Origin of the sequence: Buchnera aphidicola (Nurudea yanoniella), assembly GCA_039829995.1 — a bacterium.
In the GTDB taxonomy this organism is placed as follows: domain Bacteria; phylum Pseudomonadota; class Gammaproteobacteria; order Enterobacterales; family Enterobacteriaceae; genus Buchnera_B; species Buchnera_B aphidicola_AV.
In genome coordinates, this window is record CP140036.1 from 227,857 (window position 1) to 245,799 (window position 17,943).

Genomic DNA, 17,943 nt, shown 5'->3' on the forward strand with positions numbered 1-17,943 from the left:
AAGAAAATTTAATTAGATTAAAAAAAGTTTTTTTTTAATTGGATTTATATTAATAAATTTAATAGGGATTTTATTTTGTGGTATTATTTCAGATTCAATATGATTTTTTGTACCTAACCACAATACATTCCAATCTTTTTTTATTAGTTTTTTTGCAATAACTAATCCAGGTAAAATATGTCCACAAGTACCTCCGGCCATGATGAGTATTGTTTTTTTTTTCATTTGCAACCTCGATAAAATTTATTGTTTATTCGTGTTTCGAAGTCAATACGTAGCAATATAGAAATTGCAATTGATATGATTAGTAAACTTGATCCACCATAGCTTATAAGAGGAAGTGTTAATCCTTTTGTTGGTAGTATTCCAATAGTAGTACTAATATTAATTAAGGTTTGAGACATAAACCAAATTCCAATAGAAAAAGCAAAATTTCCAGAGAACAAACAATTATTCTTTAATGCTTCTTTTCCAATTTTTAATGCACGGAAAGAAACAAATAATATCATAGATAATATTATACAAGATCCAAAATATCCTAATTCTTCTCCTATGATAGAAAATATAAAATCAGTGTGCGCCTCAGGTAAGTATTCTAATTTTTGAATAGAATTTCCTAAACCTACACCAAATACATTTCCTCTTCCTAAAGCCATGAGTGATTGTGTGAGTTGATAACCCTTTCCAAATGGATCTTTCCAAGGATTTAAAAAAGATAGTATTCGTTCATTTTGATAAGGAATAAAAGTTATTGAGACAACAGTAGCTATTATTCCTAGTAAAATAATGGGTATAAATTTCCAAATTTGTGCTCCAGTGATAAATAATAAAGATAGTATAGTAATAAAGTATATAGCTACTGTTCCTAAATCTGGTTCCATTAGTAATAATATTGATATAATACATATTATTCCTAATGGTTTTAAAAAACCTATGAAACTATTAATAATTTCATTGTGTTTTCTGGATATATAATTAGAGAAATAACAAAATATAGCTATTTTAGATATTTCAGATGGTTGTATGTGTATAATACTTATTTCAATCCATCTTAAAGATCCGTTAATAGGAGTACTTATTATTAATACTAATATCAACATAAAGACAGAGGCTAATAAAATTTTTATGCTATGTATTTTCCAATAGTGTATAGGTATTTGAAGACATATATACATTAAAAATAAAGTTATTATCAAATATAATATTTCTTTTTTGGTAAAGAATAATGGGTCTTTATATAAATGATTAGCTATAGAGATCGAAGACGAAGTTATCATAATTATTCCAATTAGAAATAGACTGATAGTACACCATAATAATTCGGCATCGTATAACTTTTTTTTAAAAAATTTCATATTTTTGTTGACATGTTTTTTTATTTTTAAATAATAGATTTTTTTCCATTAATGTAGTTCTTTTATTAATTTTATAAAGGTGTTTCCACGTTCTTCAAAACTAGAAAATTGATCTAAACTGCTGCAAGCAGGAGATAGTAATACTATATCTCCAGGTTTTACTATAGTTTTTATCAAAAACATTGCATCGTTTAATGTATTTGACAATATTGATTTTTCAGGACGTAACTTAAAAAGTACATTTTTACTTTTTCCGTAGCAATAAATCTTTATTTTTTCATTTTTTAAATAAGGTATTAACGAGGAGAAATTTGCTAGTTTTCCATCACCTCCTAATATCAATCTAATATTTCTTTTTGCATATGGTAAGATATTTTTTATAGCTGATTGTGTACTTCCAATATTAGTAGATTTAGAATCATTTATCCATAATATATCATTTTTTTTATATGAGAATTGAAAACGATGTGGAAGCCCTTCAAATTTTTTTACTGCTTTTAAGCTAGTTTTTATATTTAATTTAAAATTGTGAACAATTGATAGTGCAGATAGTACATTAATGTAATTATGTTGTCCCCATATTTTTAAAGATTTAGTATTCAATAATTTTTTAGATTTGTAACATAACCAGAAATCTCCATCTTTTTTTTGTAAGTTGTATATTCCCCTGTTAAGTCCAAATGTAACATGTGGTTGTTGTTGAATCTTAAAATTAAATGATAAATTATCTTCTAAATTTAAAACAGAAAATGTAGATTTTTTATAAATTTTTAGTTTTTGTTTGATGTATTCAGTTATACCTAACGGATATCTATTTATATGATCAGCGCTTATATTGAGTACTGTTGCAATTCTAGCTTTTAAATTTACGGTAGTTTCTAATTGAAAACTAGATAATTCTAGTACGTATATCTCTGAAGAATTATTTAGAATATTAAGTACAGGAACTCCAATATTTCCACCTAAGCATACCTTAAATCCAGACATTTTTAATATATTTTTTACCATCGTAGCTACTGTGCTTTTTCCATTAGTTCCAGTTATAGCTATTATAGGAGCATTAGTTTCTCTAATAAATAATTCAATATCTCCAATAATTTCAATACCCTTTTGTTTGGCATATATTAATGCTGGATGATATAAAGGTATTCCTGGGCTAGTGATAATTAATTCAGATTCTTTTATCCAATTATAATTTATTGATCCAATATGATAAATTATATTTTTTATTTTTTTTATATCTTTAATATATTTTGGATTCTTTTTGAAATCTAATATTTTTGGATAAATATTTTTTGATATAAAAAATTGTAAGCAGGAAAGACCTGTTAATCCCATTCCAAATATTAGTATTTTTTTTTATAATAGTTATACATTTTAATTAGCCTTGAATATAAAAACTAGTCCTATAATTGTAAAAATGAAAGAAATTATCCAAAGTCGAACTATTAATCTAGGTTCAGGACAACCTATTAGTTCATAATGATGATGAATGGGTGTCATTTTAAATATTTTTTCACGTTTCAATTTAAAATAAATAACTTGAATAATTACTGATAAAGTTTCGAGAACAAATATTCCACTCATAATGAAAAACAATATTTCTTGATGTAATAATATTGCTATTATTCCTAAAGTTCCTCCTAATGCGAGAGATCCAACATCTCCCATAAATATTTTTGCTGGATAAGTGTTAAACCATAAAAATCCTAATCCTGATCCTATAATAGCTGTACAGAGTATAGCTAGTTCATGAATATTTTGTATATATGCAATATTAAAATATTGGGAGTAATTTATATTACTAGAAATTACTGATAATGAATATAAACCTGAAGTTATAAAAATTATAGGAACAATGGCTAACCCGTCTAATCCATCTGTTAAATTTACTGCATTACTAGAACCTACTAGTATGAAATATAAAAGAAATATATATGTTATTCCGATATTTATTAGTATAGTTTTTTTATGTAGAAATGTTAATGGAATAGTATAATTGTGTGGAATAGTATATAATATTAAAATAATAGAAATAATAGAAACTATAGACAAGAAAATAAATTTCCATTTATAGGATAATCCTATTGATGTTTTATAAAAAATTTTTTTATAATCATCTATTAGTCCTATTATTCCAAATCCTATTAGAACGAACAGTGAATGCCATATATATAAATTGGATAGGTCAGTCCATAGAAAAACAGAAAAAATAATAGAGGATAATATGAGAATTCCTCCCATAGTAGGTACGTATTTTTTTCTATGATGTGTTTTCGGTCCATCTTTTCGAATTATTTGATAAATTTTATTTTTTTTTAAAAAATTTATTAAAAATGATCCTAGTGATAAAGAAAAAATAAAAGATGTAAATAAACTAATAACAGAACGATGAATTAGGTGCGATGTAGTATTAACACATGTACAAAAAATATGTTCATAAATTAGAAAAATCATTTTTGTACTCCTGAATTAGTTTTTCAACTATTTTTTCTAATTTTTCGCTTCTAGACCCTTTTACTAAAATTGTCACTTTCTTATATTTTGATATTTTTTTCATTAAATTATTAATTAATACATTAAAAGAAGTAAAATGATTGCCTTTTCCACTATGTTTACTTATTTTTTTACTTAGCACTCCAATACTCATTACACTATTTATTCTAGATATTCTAATTATATTTCCAATTATTTTATGGTATAACATACTCATTTCTCCCATTTCAGCTATATCTCCAGAAACGAAAATTGTATGACCAGGCATTTTTTCGAGTACTTTAATTGCTGCAATCATTGATGCAACATTAGCATTATATGTATCGTTTATAATAGTTACATGTTTTTTAAGCTTAATTACCTCTAATCTTCCAGACATTTTAGGAATTTTAGATAATCCAATTTGAATACATTTCAGTGGAATTTGCAATGCTATTGCTATAGAAATGGCAGCGAGCGCATTTGAAATATTGTGAAGTCCTAATAGTGGTAAATTAATATTGATATTTCCTAGTGGAGAATGTAATCTAAATGTAGATCCTTGGTTATTTAAAATAATGTTATTTGCGAATATTTGGGTTTTTTTTTTATTGAGAACCAAATTATATTATGGTTTTTTGTATTTTTTTTCCATGTTTTCCAATTATGACTATCTTTATTAAAAATAATAGTTCCATGTTTTGGTAAATTGGAAATTATTTCTTGCTTTACTTTAGAAACTCCTGATAAAGATTTAAATCCTTCTAAATGTGAAAGGTGAATATTATTTATTAGTACAATATTTGGTTTAACTATATTCGTTGAATATAATATTTCGTTGGGTTGATTTGCACCAATTTCAATAATTACATATCTATGCGATTTATTTAGATTTAATAAAGTTAATGGAACTCCAATATTATTATTAAAATTTTTAAATGTTGATAAAGTTTTTCCATAGCATTGAACTATTGAGGTAGTTATTTCTTTGACAGATGTTTTTCCAGAAGATCCAGTTATCGCAATTATATGAGCATTGCTTTTTTTTCTAATCCATTTTGCTATTTTTCCTAAAGCTATGATAGTATTTTTTACAATTATTTGAGGTATATTTATATCAGATTTTTTTTCTAATAAAATTGCAGAAGCTCCTTTTTTAACTGCTTCTTGAATAAAATCATGGGCATCAAATTGTTTTCCTATTAAAGCTATAAATAAACATCCTAAAATAATTTTTCTTGAATCTATACTTATAAAATGAAAAGTTAAATTATTTTTTTTTATGAATTTTTCATTGTGACAAGTTCCATTAGTAATAGAACATATTGTTTTAAAAGGTATTGGAATTATTTTCATTGTTTTAAGAGAGTTTTAACTATGTCATGGTCAGAAAAATAATATTTTTTCTCTTTTATAATTTGATATGTTTCATGACCTTTTCCGAGAATCAGAACGCAGTCATGAAATTCTGCATTTATTATTGCGAAAGTAATAGCTTTCTTTCGATCTAAGATAATATACATATTTTTTTTTAATTTTCTTCCTTTTATAATTTCTGTAATTATTTCCATCGGATCTTCATTTCTTGGATTGTCGTTAGTTAAAATTGTTTTATCAGCTATTTTTTCGGAAATTTTTCGCATTAAAGATCTTTTAGACTTATCTCTATCTCCTCCACATCCAAAAATACACCATATTTTATTACGGTATTTTGATCGAATAGCAGTTAATACATTTTTAAAAGCATGTTCGTTATGTGCATAGTCAATAACGACAAATGGTTTTTTTTTAGTTTTAAAGAGTTGCATTCTACCAGGAATAGCTTTTATTTTTTTGCATTTATTTATCAAGACAGATAATGGATATTTTAACTCTAATAGTGCAGCTAAAGCTAGTAGTAAATTAGTAATATTAAAATTTCCAATGAGTTTGCTTTTTAATTTTCCATTTCCCCAACTAGATTTAAAAAAAATATAAGTAAAATATATATTTTTAATGATTTTATATGCATGTATCCATTTTTTAAACAAATCATGCTGAAAATTTTTTTTTATACTTACAACAATAACATTTTTTTTAGACAATTTTTGAATAAAAGTGTTTGCAATATAATCGTCATTATTTATTATAAATGTTTTAATATTTGTTTGAGAAAAGAAAATCCATTTTGATTGTATATAGTTTTCTATAGTTTTGTGATAATCTAAATGATCTGAAGTGACATTTGTTAGTATTGCTATAGAAAAATGCAAATTTGATATTCTATTTTGTATAATTCCATGAGAAGATACTTCTAGGGCAACAATTTTTATATTTTTTTTTAACATTTTTTTTAAAAATTTTTGTATATTTATTTGTGATTCAGTCGTATTCGAGGATGATTTGAGATTATTATAACTTCCATGCCCTAATGTTCCCATAATTCCTATTTTTTTATTGAGCAAATAGTGCCATTGAGCTATTATGTGAGTTACTGTACTTTTTCCATTTGTTCCAGTAACTCCAATTAGTTTTAATGTTTTACTAACTTGATAATATATTTTTGATATATTATTCAAATGTTTAGATAATTCTACAAAATAAATTATAGGGATATTTTTTTTAATATATTTTATATTTCCATGGTTGTTAATATTATTTTTTTTTATTTCATATAAGATAGCACTGGCTCCATTCTTAATTGCTTCTTTAATAAAAATACTTCCATGAAATTTAGTTCCTTGTAATGCCAAAAATAAATTTTTTTTTTGACATGTTTACTATTTGATGTTATCCCTGTTATTTTAAGAGGTTTTTTTATTTTTATCCAAGGTTTTAATAGGTTTTTCAAATTTTTTTCCATTTTTTCCAACATATTTAATTTTTTATAAATCATCGGGTTTAATATTCGCAGTTCTTAGTGCAAATTTCATGATTGAGCTAAATACTGGAGCTGAAATTGTTCCTCCGTAATATTTTCCTGCTCTTGGATCATTAATTATCACTACTAAAGAAAGTTGAGGATTGCTAATTGGAGCAACTCCTACCGTATATGCAACATATCTATTAATATATTTCCCTTTTGAATTTGTTTTTTTTGCAGTTCCTGTTTTTGCAGCTATTTTATATCCTTTCACTGCTGCTTTTTCTCCTACTCCTCCTGGTTTAGTGACTGATTCAAGCATATTTAAAACGATTTTTACTAAAGATTTTGAAAATATTTGTGTTCCTGTAGTGTTTTTTTTAATTTTAACAATTGATAATGGTTTATATAATCCATATCTTCCTATTGTGGTATAAACATTAACTAATTGTAATGGTGTGACCATCAAACCATATCCAAAAGAAAATACTGCTTTATCTAAATTTGACCAATGTTTTTTTTTAGGATATATTCCATTTATTTCTCCTATTAATCCTGAATGAGTAGATTTTCCTAAACCAAACTTAGAATAAATATCAATTAATTCATAAGCTGGCATAGATAATGCTAATTTAGATACTCCTATATTACTTGATTTTTTTAATATATCTGTTACTGACAATTGTTTATGATACGATACGTCTTGTATTACATGTTTATTTAATATAAATGGAGTAGTGTTAATTATAGATTCTGAAGTTATTATTTTTTTTTGTAAAGCTTTCATAATTACCATGGGTTTAACAGTTGATCCCGGTTCAAATACATCGGTAATAGCTTTATTTCGTATTAGTTCCATAGATATTTCTTTTAAATTATTTGGATTATATGTGGGACTATTGGCTATAGCTAATATTTCTCCAGTTTTTATATTTGTAAGAATAGCTGTTCCAGATTTAGCTTTGTTAAGATTTACAGCACGATTTAATTCGCGGTATATTTCTGTTTGAAATCTTATATCAATACTTAAATTTATATCATTTGGAGAATTTTTTTTAATCAATGTATTATTTTCAATAATGTTTCCAAATTTATCAGTTCTTATTTTTCTTTTTCCTGGAGTACCTATAAGTATTTTATTAAAACTTTTTTCTACTCCTTCAATGCCTATTCCGTCAATATTAGTTATTCCGATTAATTGGGAAGTTGATTTTCCGAATGGATAGTATCTTTGAAAATCATCCATAACAAATACGCCTGGAAAATTTAATTTTTTTATGCGTTTTCCAATTTTTTGACTTACTTTTTTAGTTAAATACATAAAACGGTTATTTTTGAAGTATTTAATTTTATATATGATTTTTTGTAATGGAATATTTAATATATTTGATAATTTATTCCATTGTTCTTTTTCAATTTTTTTTTTTAAAAAAAATATTTTTGGGTCAATGCAAATGTTGTTTACAGGTATACTTAAAGCTAAAAAATTTCCTGCACGGTCTTTTATGGCTCCTCTTAAATTAGGTTCTATTTGTATTCTTGATGATCGTAAATCGCCTTCTTGTGTTAATTGTTTTGTTCTAAGTAATTGTAATATAGTTATATTGAATAAAATTACAATAATAGAAAAAACTATTACATTGAACAAAAAAAATATTCGGTTTTCGAAGTAGTAGTTTTTCATTTTTATATTATTAAATCGTATATCATTAATGATTTTTTTCATAAATATAAAATTTTCCTTTTATATTAATTTAATGATTATTGAAAAATAATATTTTCTTGAGACGGGTTGATAGATTGCATATTTAACTTTTCTCTTGCATCTTTTTCAATTTTATCGTGAGAAGTTGATAAGTGTCTTTTTACAGTTAAGTTATTCCAATTTATTTCGATTTTGTTTCTAATAATATTTAATTTTTCTTCTTGTGTAATAAGTAATCGAGTTTTATGAATTATAACAACGGTTAATATTGAAAAAATTGTAATAATTGCAAGTAACATTAAAGTTATTTTATGTAATTTTGCTAGATCTTTTAAAATTATTTTAGATAAATTATACGTGTTATTATTCATTAACGTTTCTTTTTTCAGCAATTCTTAAAATTGCACTGCGTGCTCTTGGATTATGGTGAATTTCAGATATTGTAGGTTTTATTTTTTTTATAGTTTTTAATTTTATATTTTTTAGACTTTTAATTTGTGTTTCGTTAATAGCTATTCCAGGTGGAATATATGGTGCTTTGCTGTTTTTTAGAAAAAAATTTTTAACTATGCGATCTTCTAGTGAATGGAAACTAATAATTAATAATCTACCTCCCGGAGATAATATTTTTAATGCATGTTTAAGAGCTTCAGTGAGTTCATAGAGTTCTTTATTAATATATATTCTAATAGCTTGAAAAGTTCTCGTAGCAGGATGTTTTTTATGTTTTGGCACAATTTTTTTAATAAGTTTGGCTAATTGAAGAGTTCTAGTAATAGGTTCAATTTTATTTTTTTTTACTATAGTATTAGCTATTTTTTTTGAAAAACGTTCTTCTCCAAATTCATATAAAACTTTTGAAATAGTTTTTGCATTAGATTTTATTAACCATTGAGCAGCGGTGATTCCTATGTCTGGATTCATGCGCATATCAAGAGGGCCATCTAAAAGGAAAGAAAATCCTCGATGAGAATTATCAATTTGTATAGATGATACTCCTAGATCTAGTAATATTCCATTTACTTTTTTATTTTTAATATTTTTTTTTTGAAATTTTTGTAAAATATGAGAAAAATTTCCTGGAATAATTGTGAATCTATTATCTTTTATTTTATGAGCTATATCAATAGAAAATGGATCTTTGTCAATAGCATATAGTTTTCCTGTTTTGTTAAGATGTTTTAATATTTCTTTTGTATGTCCTCCACATCCAAATGTGCAATCAATATAAATTCCATTTTTTTTAATTTTTAAATATTTTGTTATCTCTTTAACTAAAACAGGTGTATGAATTGAAATAAATTTTTTCATGAATTTCTGATCGTATCAAGATAACTTTATAGGAATAATTTTTTCTTATTGTAACAGTACATATTAATTTTTTTAATTAATTTTTTTAACCATTATGTATAATAATGAATAGAAGTATAATTCTTTATTAAAAATATTCTTTTTTTAAGATAAATTAAAATTATTAATTTCTAGAAATATTTATTACTCCCGAACGAGAAAGTTCTACAATTTCTGATATATTTCGTATAACTGCTAAATATGAATTAATTTTATTGTTTGTTCCTGATAATTGTATTATGTGGTGCAAAGATGTTACATTTACAATAATTCCTTGAAAAATATCTGTAATTTGTTTAATTTCTTTTCGAATATGACTAGTAGTACTTTTAATTTTAATTAGTATAATTTCTCTTTCTAAATGATCTTCATATGTTATTTCAGTTACTTGTAGAACATCAATTAGTTTATGCAATTGTTTTTCTATTTGTTCTATTGTAGTTTTATCTCCTATAGTTTGTATGGTTATTTTCGATAAAGATTGATCTTCTGTTGGTGCTACTGTAATACAATTAATATTGTATCCTCTTTGTGAAAATAATCCTACTACTCTTGATAATGCTCCAGATTCATTTTCTAACAAAATAGATATGGTTCTTTTCATGAATTATCTTTCCTATGTTTTTTTAATATCATATTATTCATTCCACCATTTTGAATTTGCATAGGATATACGTGTTCTGAAATATCAACAATAATATCTACAAATACTAAATGTCCTTTTTTTAATTTTTTTAAAGATAATTTTAGTTTTGTTTCTAATTCGTTTGGATTTTCAATTGATATTCCTATATGTCCATATGATTCAGCTAATTTAACGAAATTGGGTAATGATTTCATATAAGAATGAGAATGACGTCCTGAATAAATTATGTCTTGCCATTGCTTAACCATACCTAGTGATTTATTATTTAGATTCAATATTAATATAGGCAAATCATATTGCATGGCTGTAGATAGTTCTTGGATATTCATTTGTATACTTCCATCTCCGGTAATACATATAACAATTTCTTCCGGATATGCTAGTTTAACTCCTAATGCAGCTGGCAATCCAAATCCCATAGTGCCTAATCCTCCTGAATTAATCCATCTCCTTGGTTTACAAAAAGGATAATATAATGCTGCAAACATTTGATGTTGTCCTACATCTGATGTAACATAAGCATCTCCTTTAGTTAATTTCCAAATAGTTTTAATAACTTTTTGAGGTTTTATATTTTTTTCATCTTTTTTGTAATTCAAACTATTGATTTTTCTCCATTTATTAATTTTTTCCCACCATGGTTTTAAACAAAAACATTCTTTTAAAAAAGTACTTTCAACTATAATTTTTAACATTTGTTTCAAAATATTTTTAGCATCCCCTAATATAGGAATGTGTGCAGTGATAGTTTTTGATATCGATGTAGGATCAATATCAATGTGTATAATTGTAGCGTTTGGACAATATTTTTTTACATTGTTTGTTGTTCTATCATCAAACCGTACTCCAATTGCTAAAATAACATCTGAGTTATGAATAGCCATATTAGCTTCATAAGTTCCGTGCATACCTAACATTTGCAGATTTTGAGTATGATTCCCCGGAAATACCCCGAGTGCCATTAAAGAAGTAGTGACTGGAATATTTAATTTTTCTGCAAATATTTTTAATTCATTATGACTATTTGAATTAACAACTCCCCCACCTGCGTAAATTATAGGTTTTCGAGAAGTCTTTAAAAGGTTAATAGCTTTTTTTATAGATTCAATACTTCCTTTAATGATTGGATTATATGATCTTATATTTACTTCAGAAGGCCATGTATACGGTTTTTTGTTATTGGAGTGAAGAATATTTTTTGGAAGATCAATAACTATTGGTCCTGGCCTTCCGCTAGATGCTAACCAAAAAGCTTTCTTAAAGGTCATCGGAATATCTTCAGTTTTTTTTACTAAAAAACTGTGTTTGACTATTGGTCTAGAAATTCCAATCATGTCGCATTCTTGAAATGCATCATAACCTATTAAAGATAGTGCTACTTGTCCTGATATGACTACCATCGGGATGGAGTCCATATATGCTGTTGCAATTCCAGTAATAGAATTAGTAGCGCCAGGTCCTGATGTGACTAAAACTACTCCAATGTTTCCGGTAGATCGTGCGTATCCATCAGCCATATGGGTTGCCCCTTGCTCATGACGAACTAAAATATGTTTAATTTTTTTAGTTGATTTCAAAGAATCATATATATCTAATACTGCTCCTCCAGGATATCCAAAAATGTACTGAATACCTTGATCGATTAATGATTGAATAACCATTTCAGATCCTGATAGTATTTCCATTTTTTCTCCAATTGTAATTTTATTTTTGTTTTATGTGTATAAGTTAATATTTAAATTGAATTTATAAATTTATAATAAAATGTTTGCTTTTAAATGTAAATCTATATATTTTCGTTTTTCTAAAGGCTTATTTTTACTGATTTTAGCAATTTTTATATTTAATTTCATATATTATAATTTTTATATTTACAAAGTTTGTCTTATATAGGTTTTTTTATTAAAAATGAATAAAAATGAGGAGACATCCAAGTAAATAAGGTGGACTTATATTTTTTTATTAAACAGACAGCTAGTTTCTCTTTAATAGCTAAGGATTTAGCTTTTTCAAATCCTAATATCATTAGACCTGTATCCCATGCATCTGATTCTAGTGCTGATTTTGAAATTACACTTACTGAAACTAAATCAGTTTTAATAGGTTTTCCAGTAGTAGGACTAATTAGATGTATTATTTTTTTTCCATTTAAGTAATAATAATTTCTATATGTTCCTGATGTACTAATAGAATGGTTATATAACTTTATAAGTATATGGATTTTAGTTTGTATGTCTGTTGGTTTTTGAATAGCTATTATTTTAGGTCGTGAAAAATTTTTAAAAACATGTGTTACAATTGCTCCTCCTACAGAAATAATAAAATCATTAATTCCTTTTTTTTTTAATAGTTCTCCTAAATGATCTGCGAGAAAACCTTCTTCTAATGTAGATAAATCCAATGTTATGTTCTTTATATGTTTTTTTAAATAATAATTTTTGTTTTTTTCGATAAGTTGTATTTTTTTTAATCCGGTTAGTGAAAGAGCAAAATTAATATTTTCTGCTGTTGGAATATATGAAGCAGGACCTTTAGGACCGAATCCCCACATATTAACTAACGTTCCTATAGTAATATCTAAAGCATTTGATGTTTTTTTACCTATTTTCAAAGCCGTTGATATAACTTTTGCTAAATTTTTGTTAATATGTTTAGGTTTAGTACAATTAAAACGATTAAATTTTGAAATGTCAGAATTTTTTTCCCAAAATGATAATTCTTTGTTATCGTTATATATTTGTTGTGTAATTGCTTTTATTAATGCATTTTTATTTATATATCGATGAATAAGCTGTATTTTCCATGTTGTTCCCATAGTAAAACCAGATAGATAAATTATTTTGTCCCGGTCCTTTTTAAATAAGTTTATATATAATATTATGAGTAAAAAAAAAATGTTTTAAGCAATATTTTCATTATTCCTCTACATGTTTATTTTTAGAAAATTTTATATTAATTCATTGAAATATATATAAAATTTAACATAATTAATAAAAATAACATGATAAATTTTAAGTTTTACTCAGATTTATTTATTAGTTTTTAAAAATTTAAATTTTTATTTTAGAGACCAAGGAATGATGTATATATAAGTATTTTTTCATTTTATATTAATTTTATGTTATCTATATTTGTATTATTATATTAGATCAAATAAAAATTTATAATTTTAAATTTAAATTTTAGCACAAATCTATATTTATTAGTAAAAATGTATTTTTATAATATATTTGGTAATTTCTAGGTTTTTTTATTAATGCAATATATTTAATTGAATTTAGTAAAATTCATAAATTATATTTAATTTTGAATAGTTAATTTTAATTCTATGATGAGAGAAACATGAAAATTGCAGTATTTGTGTTACGGATAATGTCTTTGTTTTTTATTTTATTATTAAATTTAGGGATGTCATGGAATCAATCGCCATCTTTAAAAGATACCTCACGTTTAGAGTCTACAAATACAAGTTTAGCACCTATGTTAGAAAAAGTAATGCCTTCAGTAGTAAGTATAAACATTGAAGGTAGTACTGTAGTTAGAAATTATTCTATTCCTCGTCAATTTCGTCCTTTTTTTGAAGATACTTCTCCATTATGTCAAAAAGAATCTCCATTAAGAGATTCTCCTTTGTGTCAAGATGATTTTGATGGAGGTTCTTATCGTGAAAAATTTCATGCATTAGGATCAGGTGTAATCATTAATTCGAAAAAAGGATATGTAGTTACTAATAATCATGTAATTGATCATGCTAATAAAATTCAAGTTCAATTGAATAATGGTAGTCAATACGATGCAAAAGTTATAGGAAGAGATTCGCGTTTTGATATTGCATTACTTCAATTAGATGAAATTAAAAATCTTCGAGAAATAAAATTTGCTGATTCAAACTTACTTAGAGTAGGAGATTATGTTATTGCTATTGGAAATCCATATGGTTTAGGCGAAACTGTTACTTCAGGAATTATTTCTGCTTTAAATCGTACTGGATTAAATATAGAAAATTATGAAAATTTTATTCAGACTGATGCAGCTATTAATAAAGGAAACTCTGGAGGAGCATTAATTAACTTAAAAGGAGAATTAATTGGAATTAACACTGCAATTTTAGCTCCAGAGGGTGGAAATATTGGTATAGGTTTTGCAATTCCAATTAACATAGTGAACAGTTTAACTAATCAAATGATAGTTTATGGTCAAGTTCATCGTAATGAATTAGGTATTTTAGGAGCAGAATTAAACTCTGATTTAGCTAAAGCTATGAAACTTGATATACATAGAGGAGCATTTGTTAGTCGAGTAGTATCGAAATCATCAGCTGATATTGCAGGGATAAAGCCTGGAGATATTATTGTTTCTCTTAACAAAAAACCTATTTTTAGTTTTTTAGCATTACGAGCTGAAATAGCTTCTTTGCCAGCTAATACAAAAATGGAATTAGGATTATTAAGAAATGGAAATTTTAAATCTGTAGTTGTAGAATTAAGATTACGAGTTACGAATAAGATTAGTTCTTCAAGTTTAAGTTCGATGATAGAAGGTGCTGAATTAAGTGATTTCTATCTAAATGGACAGCGAAAAGGTATTTATATTGAATCTGTTAAAAATGATACAGCAGCTTTTCGTATTGGTTTCAAAAAAGACGATATTATTATTGACGTAAATAAATACTCGATATCATCCATAAATGATTTTCGAAAATTATTACGCATTAAACCCCCTGTATTAGTTTTTCATATTAAACGTGGAAATGAAATTATATATTTATTGACAAAAGATTAAAAATAAACCTACCTAGAAAAAAATAAAATGGACGTTGTATTTTCAGGTAGGATTTCATTGTGTATTTTGTATGTTTACTAAAATTTTAAAAAATTAAAATATTTTTATATTTGTATCATATATTTCTTAAGATATTGTTAATTTTTATTTTACTAAGTGTTTTATCATCTACTTTTTTTACGATAACAACACAATATAAGTTATGATCGTTGTTTTTAGAAGGTAAACTTCCTGGAACTACAACAGAACCTTTTGGAATGATTCCGTAAGAAATAGTTTTTTTATCTCTGTCATAAATTTTAGTGCTTTGGCCAATATATACACCCATTGAAATAACTGAGTTAGATTTTACAATTACTCCTTCAACAATTTCGGATCTTGCTCCAACGAAGCAATTGTCTTCAATTATTGTAGGATTATTTTGCAGTGGTTCTAATACTCCTCCTATACCTACGCCGCCAGATAAATGTACATTTTTTCCTATTTGTGCACAAGATCCAACAGTTGCCCAGGTATCTATCATAGTTCCCTCATCAATATAAGCACCTATATTGATAAATGATGGCATTAAAATAGTGTTTTTTCCAATAAAAGAACCATATCTAATTGATGCAGGAGGTACTATTCTTATTTTATCACGAATAAACTGCTGTTTTTGATATTTTGAATATTTATATTTTATTTTATCGTAATATTTTACATCTCCACTGTTTAAAATCTTATTTTCTTGTATACAAAAATATAACAAAATAGCTTTTTTAATCCATTCGTAAGTAAACCAATTATTTTCAATTTTTTCTGCAGTTCTTAAAATTCCCTTATTTAGCATTGATATTACTTGATTAACGGTGTTAATAATTGAGATATCGAGATTTTTAAAATTAATATTATGTTTGTTTTCAAATGTATTTTCAATTGTTTGCTTTAAGTTTTTCATATTTTATTTTAACTGTTTAAATGTAGATATAATACAAACACGATTTTATATATTTCAAGTTATACAATTTTATTGTAATTTTATCACAATTAATTTCTTAATATTCTTTCTATTTTTTCTTCCTTTTGTAATGTTAATATTTCGCAACCTTTTTCATTTACTAAAACTGTATGTTCATATTGAGCAGATAAACTTCCATCTTGTGTTTTTATTGTCCATCCATCGTTCATACATTTTACTTTACAACTTCCTGCATTAATCATAGGTTCTATTGTAAATATCATACCAGATTTCAGAGTTATTTCTTTATTATCATAATAATCATGATGTAGTATTTGTGGCTCTTCATGAAATTTAGTTCCAATACCATGTCCGCAATATTCTTTTACTATGGAAAAATTATAATTTTCTACATATTTTTGTATTGTTTGTCCAATTTTACTTATATATACTCCTGGTTTTATGATATGTAATGATAGATATAAACTATTTCTAGCTACCTCACATAGTAATTTTCCTATTTTTGTTGGTTTTCCTACAAAAAACATTTTAGATGCATCTCCATAATATCCATCTTTTTTTATTGCAACATCGATATTAACAATATCTCCACATTTTAATTTTTCTTTATAATTAGGAATGCCATGACACACAACATTATTAATAGAAATACACACAGATTTTGGAAATCCATTGTATCCTAAACATGCTGGTTTAGATTCTTGATTATTTATTATATAGTTATAGCAGATTGCATCTAATTCTCCTGTAGAAATTCCAGGCTTAATATATTGTTTAATCATTTCTAACACTTCAGCTACAAGTTTGCTTACCACTCGCATTTTTTTTATTTCATTATTTGTTTTTATAGAAATAGTAGTCATGGTTTTATATATATTTATATTTTTAAAAAAGAATTATAAGTGTTTTTTAATAAAATATATATCATTAGATAACTATATCTTTTAATATATTTGTATTTTATACTTTTAAAATGATTATAAATAATTAGTAGTTTTTAAATATTTTAAATTTTTTAAATTAATAAAAACTTTTTATTTTTTATTTATATTAAATTTATTTTAATTTTAATTTTAATTTTTTAGCATTTATTACATTTATTTTCTTGGAGTTTTTATGTCTGTTGTATCAATAAAAGATATGTTAAAAGCAGGTGTACATTTTGGTCATCAAACGCGTTATTGGAATCCAAAAATGAAATCTTTTATTTTTGGTTCAAAAAATAAAGTTCATATTATAAATTTAGAAATTACTCTTCCAATGTTTAATTTAGCATTGTCTGAATTAAAAAAAATTACATTGAAAAAAGGAAAGATATTGTTTGTGGGGACAAAAAGATCAGCTAGTAAAATTATAAAACATACGGCAATATTATGTGAACAATTTTATGTTAGTCATCGGTGGTTAGGTGGAATGTTAACCAATTGGAAAACAGTTCGCCAATCAATAAAAAGATTAAAAGATTTGGAATTACAATCTAAGGACGGAACTTTTAAAAAATTGACTAAAAAAGAAGCACTATTACGTATGCGTGAGTTGCATAAGTTAGAAAATAGTCTAGGAGGTATTAAAAATATGGGAGGATTACCTGACGCTTTGTTTATTATAGATGCAGAGCACGAAAAAATAGCTATAAAAGAAGCAAATAATTTAGGAATTTCAGTATTTTCTGTGGTGGATACTAATTCTGATCCTGATGGAGTAGATTTCGTTATTCCTGGAAATGATGATGCTATTAGAGCAATAAATTTGTACTTAAATGCTGTTTCTAGAGCTATTTTAAAAAATCATGTAAAAAATAATGAAGCCTCTTTAAATTAAAATGGTAAA

At 25.2% G+C, this 17,943-nt stretch carries 16 protein-coding genes and 1 pseudogene; 2 read left to right on the forward strand and 15 right to left on the reverse strand.

Annotation, left to right across the window (positions count from 1 at the left end; all coding sequences use genetic code 11):
* Window positions 1-12: 12 nt before the first annotated feature.
* The 13 genes and pseudogenes from U0T64_01005 to U0T64_01065 form a co-directional block, all read right to left on the reverse strand.
* Window positions 13-225, reverse strand: a complete 213-nt coding sequence (locus U0T64_01005; GenBank protein ID XBC41443.1) for a glycosyltransferase — start codon at window positions 223-225, stop codon at window positions 13-15.
* The gene (gene ftsW / locus U0T64_01010; protein ID XBC41444.1) at window positions 222-1,355 is read right to left on the reverse strand and encodes a cell division protein FtsW; all 1,134 of its coding nucleotides are present in this window, start codon (window positions 1,353-1,355) and stop codon (window positions 222-224) included. The genes U0T64_01005 and ftsW overlap by 4 nt, the downstream gene beginning before the upstream one ends.
* 48 nt (window positions 1,356-1,403) lie before the next feature.
* Window positions 1,404-2,731 (reverse strand): annotated as a pseudogene (gene murD, locus U0T64_01015) (UDP-N-acetylmuramoyl-L-alanine--D-glutamate ligase).
* 1 nt (window position 2,732) lies between these two features.
* The gene (gene mraY / locus U0T64_01020; protein XBC41445.1) at window positions 2,733-3,812 is read right to left on the reverse strand and encodes a phospho-N-acetylmuramoyl-pentapeptide-transferase; all 1,080 of its coding nucleotides are present in this window, start codon (window positions 3,810-3,812) and stop codon (window positions 2,733-2,735) included.
* Window positions 3,793-4,452 (reverse strand): cyanophycin synthetase, encoded by a 660-nt coding sequence (locus U0T64_01025; GenBank protein XBC41446.1) that lies wholly within the window; start codon window positions 4,450-4,452, stop codon window positions 3,793-3,795. Before U0T64_01025 ends, mraY begins: the two co-directional genes overlap by 20 nt.
* Window positions 4,401-5,186 (reverse strand): Mur ligase family protein, encoded by a 786-nt coding sequence (locus U0T64_01030; protein XBC41447.1) that lies wholly within the window; start codon window positions 5,184-5,186, stop codon window positions 4,401-4,403. Before U0T64_01030 ends, U0T64_01025 begins: the two co-directional genes overlap by 52 nt.
* Complete coding sequence (locus U0T64_01035; protein ID XBC41448.1) at window positions 5,183-6,562, reverse strand: UDP-N-acetylmuramoyl-L-alanyl-D-glutamate--2,6-diaminopimelate ligase; 1,380 nt, start codon at window positions 6,560-6,562, stop codon at window positions 5,183-5,185. The genes U0T64_01030 and U0T64_01035 overlap by 4 nt, the downstream gene beginning before the upstream one ends.
* A 132-nt stretch (window positions 6,563-6,694) precedes the next feature.
* A complete protein-coding gene (locus U0T64_01040) occupies window positions 6,695-8,398 on the reverse strand; it encodes a penicillin-binding transpeptidase domain-containing protein (GenBank protein ID XBC41449.1) in 1,704 nt (567 codons plus the stop codon).
* Between the two features lie 35 nt (window positions 8,399-8,433).
* Window positions 8,434-8,748, reverse strand: coding sequence for a cell division protein FtsL (ftsL, locus tag U0T64_01045; protein XBC41450.1), 315 nt, complete (start codon window positions 8,746-8,748; stop codon window positions 8,434-8,436).
* Window positions 8,741-9,688 carry a 16S rRNA (cytosine(1402)-N(4))-methyltransferase RsmH gene (rsmH, locus tag U0T64_01050; protein XBC41451.1) on the reverse strand — a complete coding sequence of 316 codons (948 nt, stop codon included), beginning with the start codon at window positions 9,686-9,688 and terminating at the stop codon, window positions 8,741-8,743. Before rsmH ends, ftsL begins: the two co-directional genes overlap by 8 nt.
* Before the next feature lie 163 nt (window positions 9,689-9,851).
* Window positions 9,852-10,331, reverse strand: a complete 480-nt coding sequence (gene ilvN / locus U0T64_01055; protein ID XBC41452.1) for an acetolactate synthase small subunit — start codon at window positions 10,329-10,331, stop codon at window positions 9,852-9,854.
* Window positions 10,328-12,058, reverse strand: coding sequence for a biosynthetic-type acetolactate synthase large subunit (gene ilvB / locus U0T64_01060; protein ID XBC41453.1), 1,731 nt, complete (start codon window positions 12,056-12,058; stop codon window positions 10,328-10,330). Before ilvB ends, ilvN begins: the two co-directional genes overlap by 4 nt.
* Before the next feature lie 200 nt (window positions 12,059-12,258).
* On the reverse strand, window positions 12,259-13,188 hold the full coding sequence (locus U0T64_01065) for an FAD:protein FMN transferase (protein XBC41454.1): 930 nt from the start codon (window positions 13,186-13,188) through the stop codon (window positions 12,259-12,261).
* 527 nt (window positions 13,189-13,715) lie between these two features.
* Here U0T64_01065 and U0T64_01070 point away from each other — a divergent pair.
* Window positions 13,716-15,155, forward strand: a complete 1,440-nt coding sequence (locus U0T64_01070) for a Do family serine endopeptidase (protein XBC41455.1) — start codon at window positions 13,716-13,718, stop codon at window positions 15,153-15,155.
* Window positions 15,156-15,270: 115 nt separating this feature from the next.
* Here the strand turns inward: U0T64_01070 and dapD are convergent, their stop codons facing one another.
* Window positions 15,271-16,092, reverse strand: a complete 822-nt coding sequence (gene dapD, locus U0T64_01075; protein XBC41456.1) for a 2,3,4,5-tetrahydropyridine-2,6-dicarboxylate N-succinyltransferase — start codon at window positions 16,090-16,092, stop codon at window positions 15,271-15,273.
* Between the two features lie 89 nt (window positions 16,093-16,181).
* Window positions 16,182-16,976, reverse strand: a complete 795-nt coding sequence (gene map / locus U0T64_01080; GenBank protein ID XBC41457.1) for a type I methionyl aminopeptidase — start codon at window positions 16,974-16,976, stop codon at window positions 16,182-16,184.
* A 253-nt stretch (window positions 16,977-17,229) separates the two neighbouring features.
* On the opposite strand from map, the gene rpsB reads away from it, so the two are divergent.
* On the forward strand, window positions 17,230-17,934 hold the full coding sequence (gene rpsB / locus U0T64_01085) for a 30S ribosomal protein S2 (protein XBC41458.1): 705 nt from the start codon (window positions 17,230-17,232) through the stop codon (window positions 17,932-17,934).
* Window positions 17,935-17,943: the final 9 nt, after the last annotated feature.

Bases quoted from the DNA above. Each gene is read 5' to 3' on its own strand.
- map (XBC41457.1), bottom strand. From the start codon at position 16,976: ATGACTACTATTTCTATAAAAACAAATAATGAAATAAAAAAAATGCGA.
- ilvB (XBC41453.1), bottom strand. From the start codon at position 12,058: ATGGAAATACTATCAGGATCTGAAATGGTTATTCAATCATTAATCGAT.
- ftsW (XBC41444.1), bottom strand. From the start codon at position 1,355: ATGAAATTTTTTAAAAAAAAGTTATACGATGCCGAATTATTATGGTGT.
- rsmH (XBC41451.1), bottom strand. From the start codon at position 9,688: ATGAAAAAATTTATTTCAATTCATACACCTGTTTTAGTTAAAGAGATA.
- U0T64_01070 (XBC41455.1), top strand. From the start codon at position 13,716: ATGAAAATTGCAGTATTTGTGTTACGGATAATGTCTTTGTTTTTTATT.
- rpsB (XBC41458.1), top strand. From the start codon at position 17,230: ATGTCTGTTGTATCAATAAAAGATATGTTAAAAGCAGGTGTACATTTT.
- dapD (XBC41456.1), bottom strand. From the start codon at position 16,092: ATGAAAAACTTAAAGCAAACAATTGAAAATACATTTGAAAACAAACAT.
- ftsL (XBC41450.1), bottom strand. From the start codon at position 8,748: ATGAATAATAACACGTATAATTTATCTAAAATAATTTTAAAAGATCTA.
- U0T64_01030 (XBC41447.1), bottom strand. From the start codon at position 5,186: ATGAAAATAATTCCAATACCTTTTAAAACAATATGTTCTATTACTAAT.
- ilvN (XBC41452.1), bottom strand. From the start codon at position 10,331: ATGAAAAGAACCATATCTATTTTGTTAGAAAATGAATCTGGAGCATTA.
- mraY (XBC41445.1), bottom strand. From the start codon at position 3,812: ATGATTTTTCTAATTTATGAACATATTTTTTGTACATGTGTTAATACT.
- U0T64_01005 (XBC41443.1), bottom strand. From the start codon at position 225: ATGAAAAAAAAAACAATACTCATCATGGCCGGAGGTACTTGTGGACAT.
- U0T64_01065 (XBC41454.1), bottom strand. From the start codon at position 13,188: ATGGGAACAACATGGAAAATACAGCTTATTCATCGATATATAAATAAA.
- U0T64_01040 (XBC41449.1), bottom strand. From the start codon at position 8,398: ATGAAAAAAATCATTAATGATATACGATTTAATAATATAAAAATGAAA.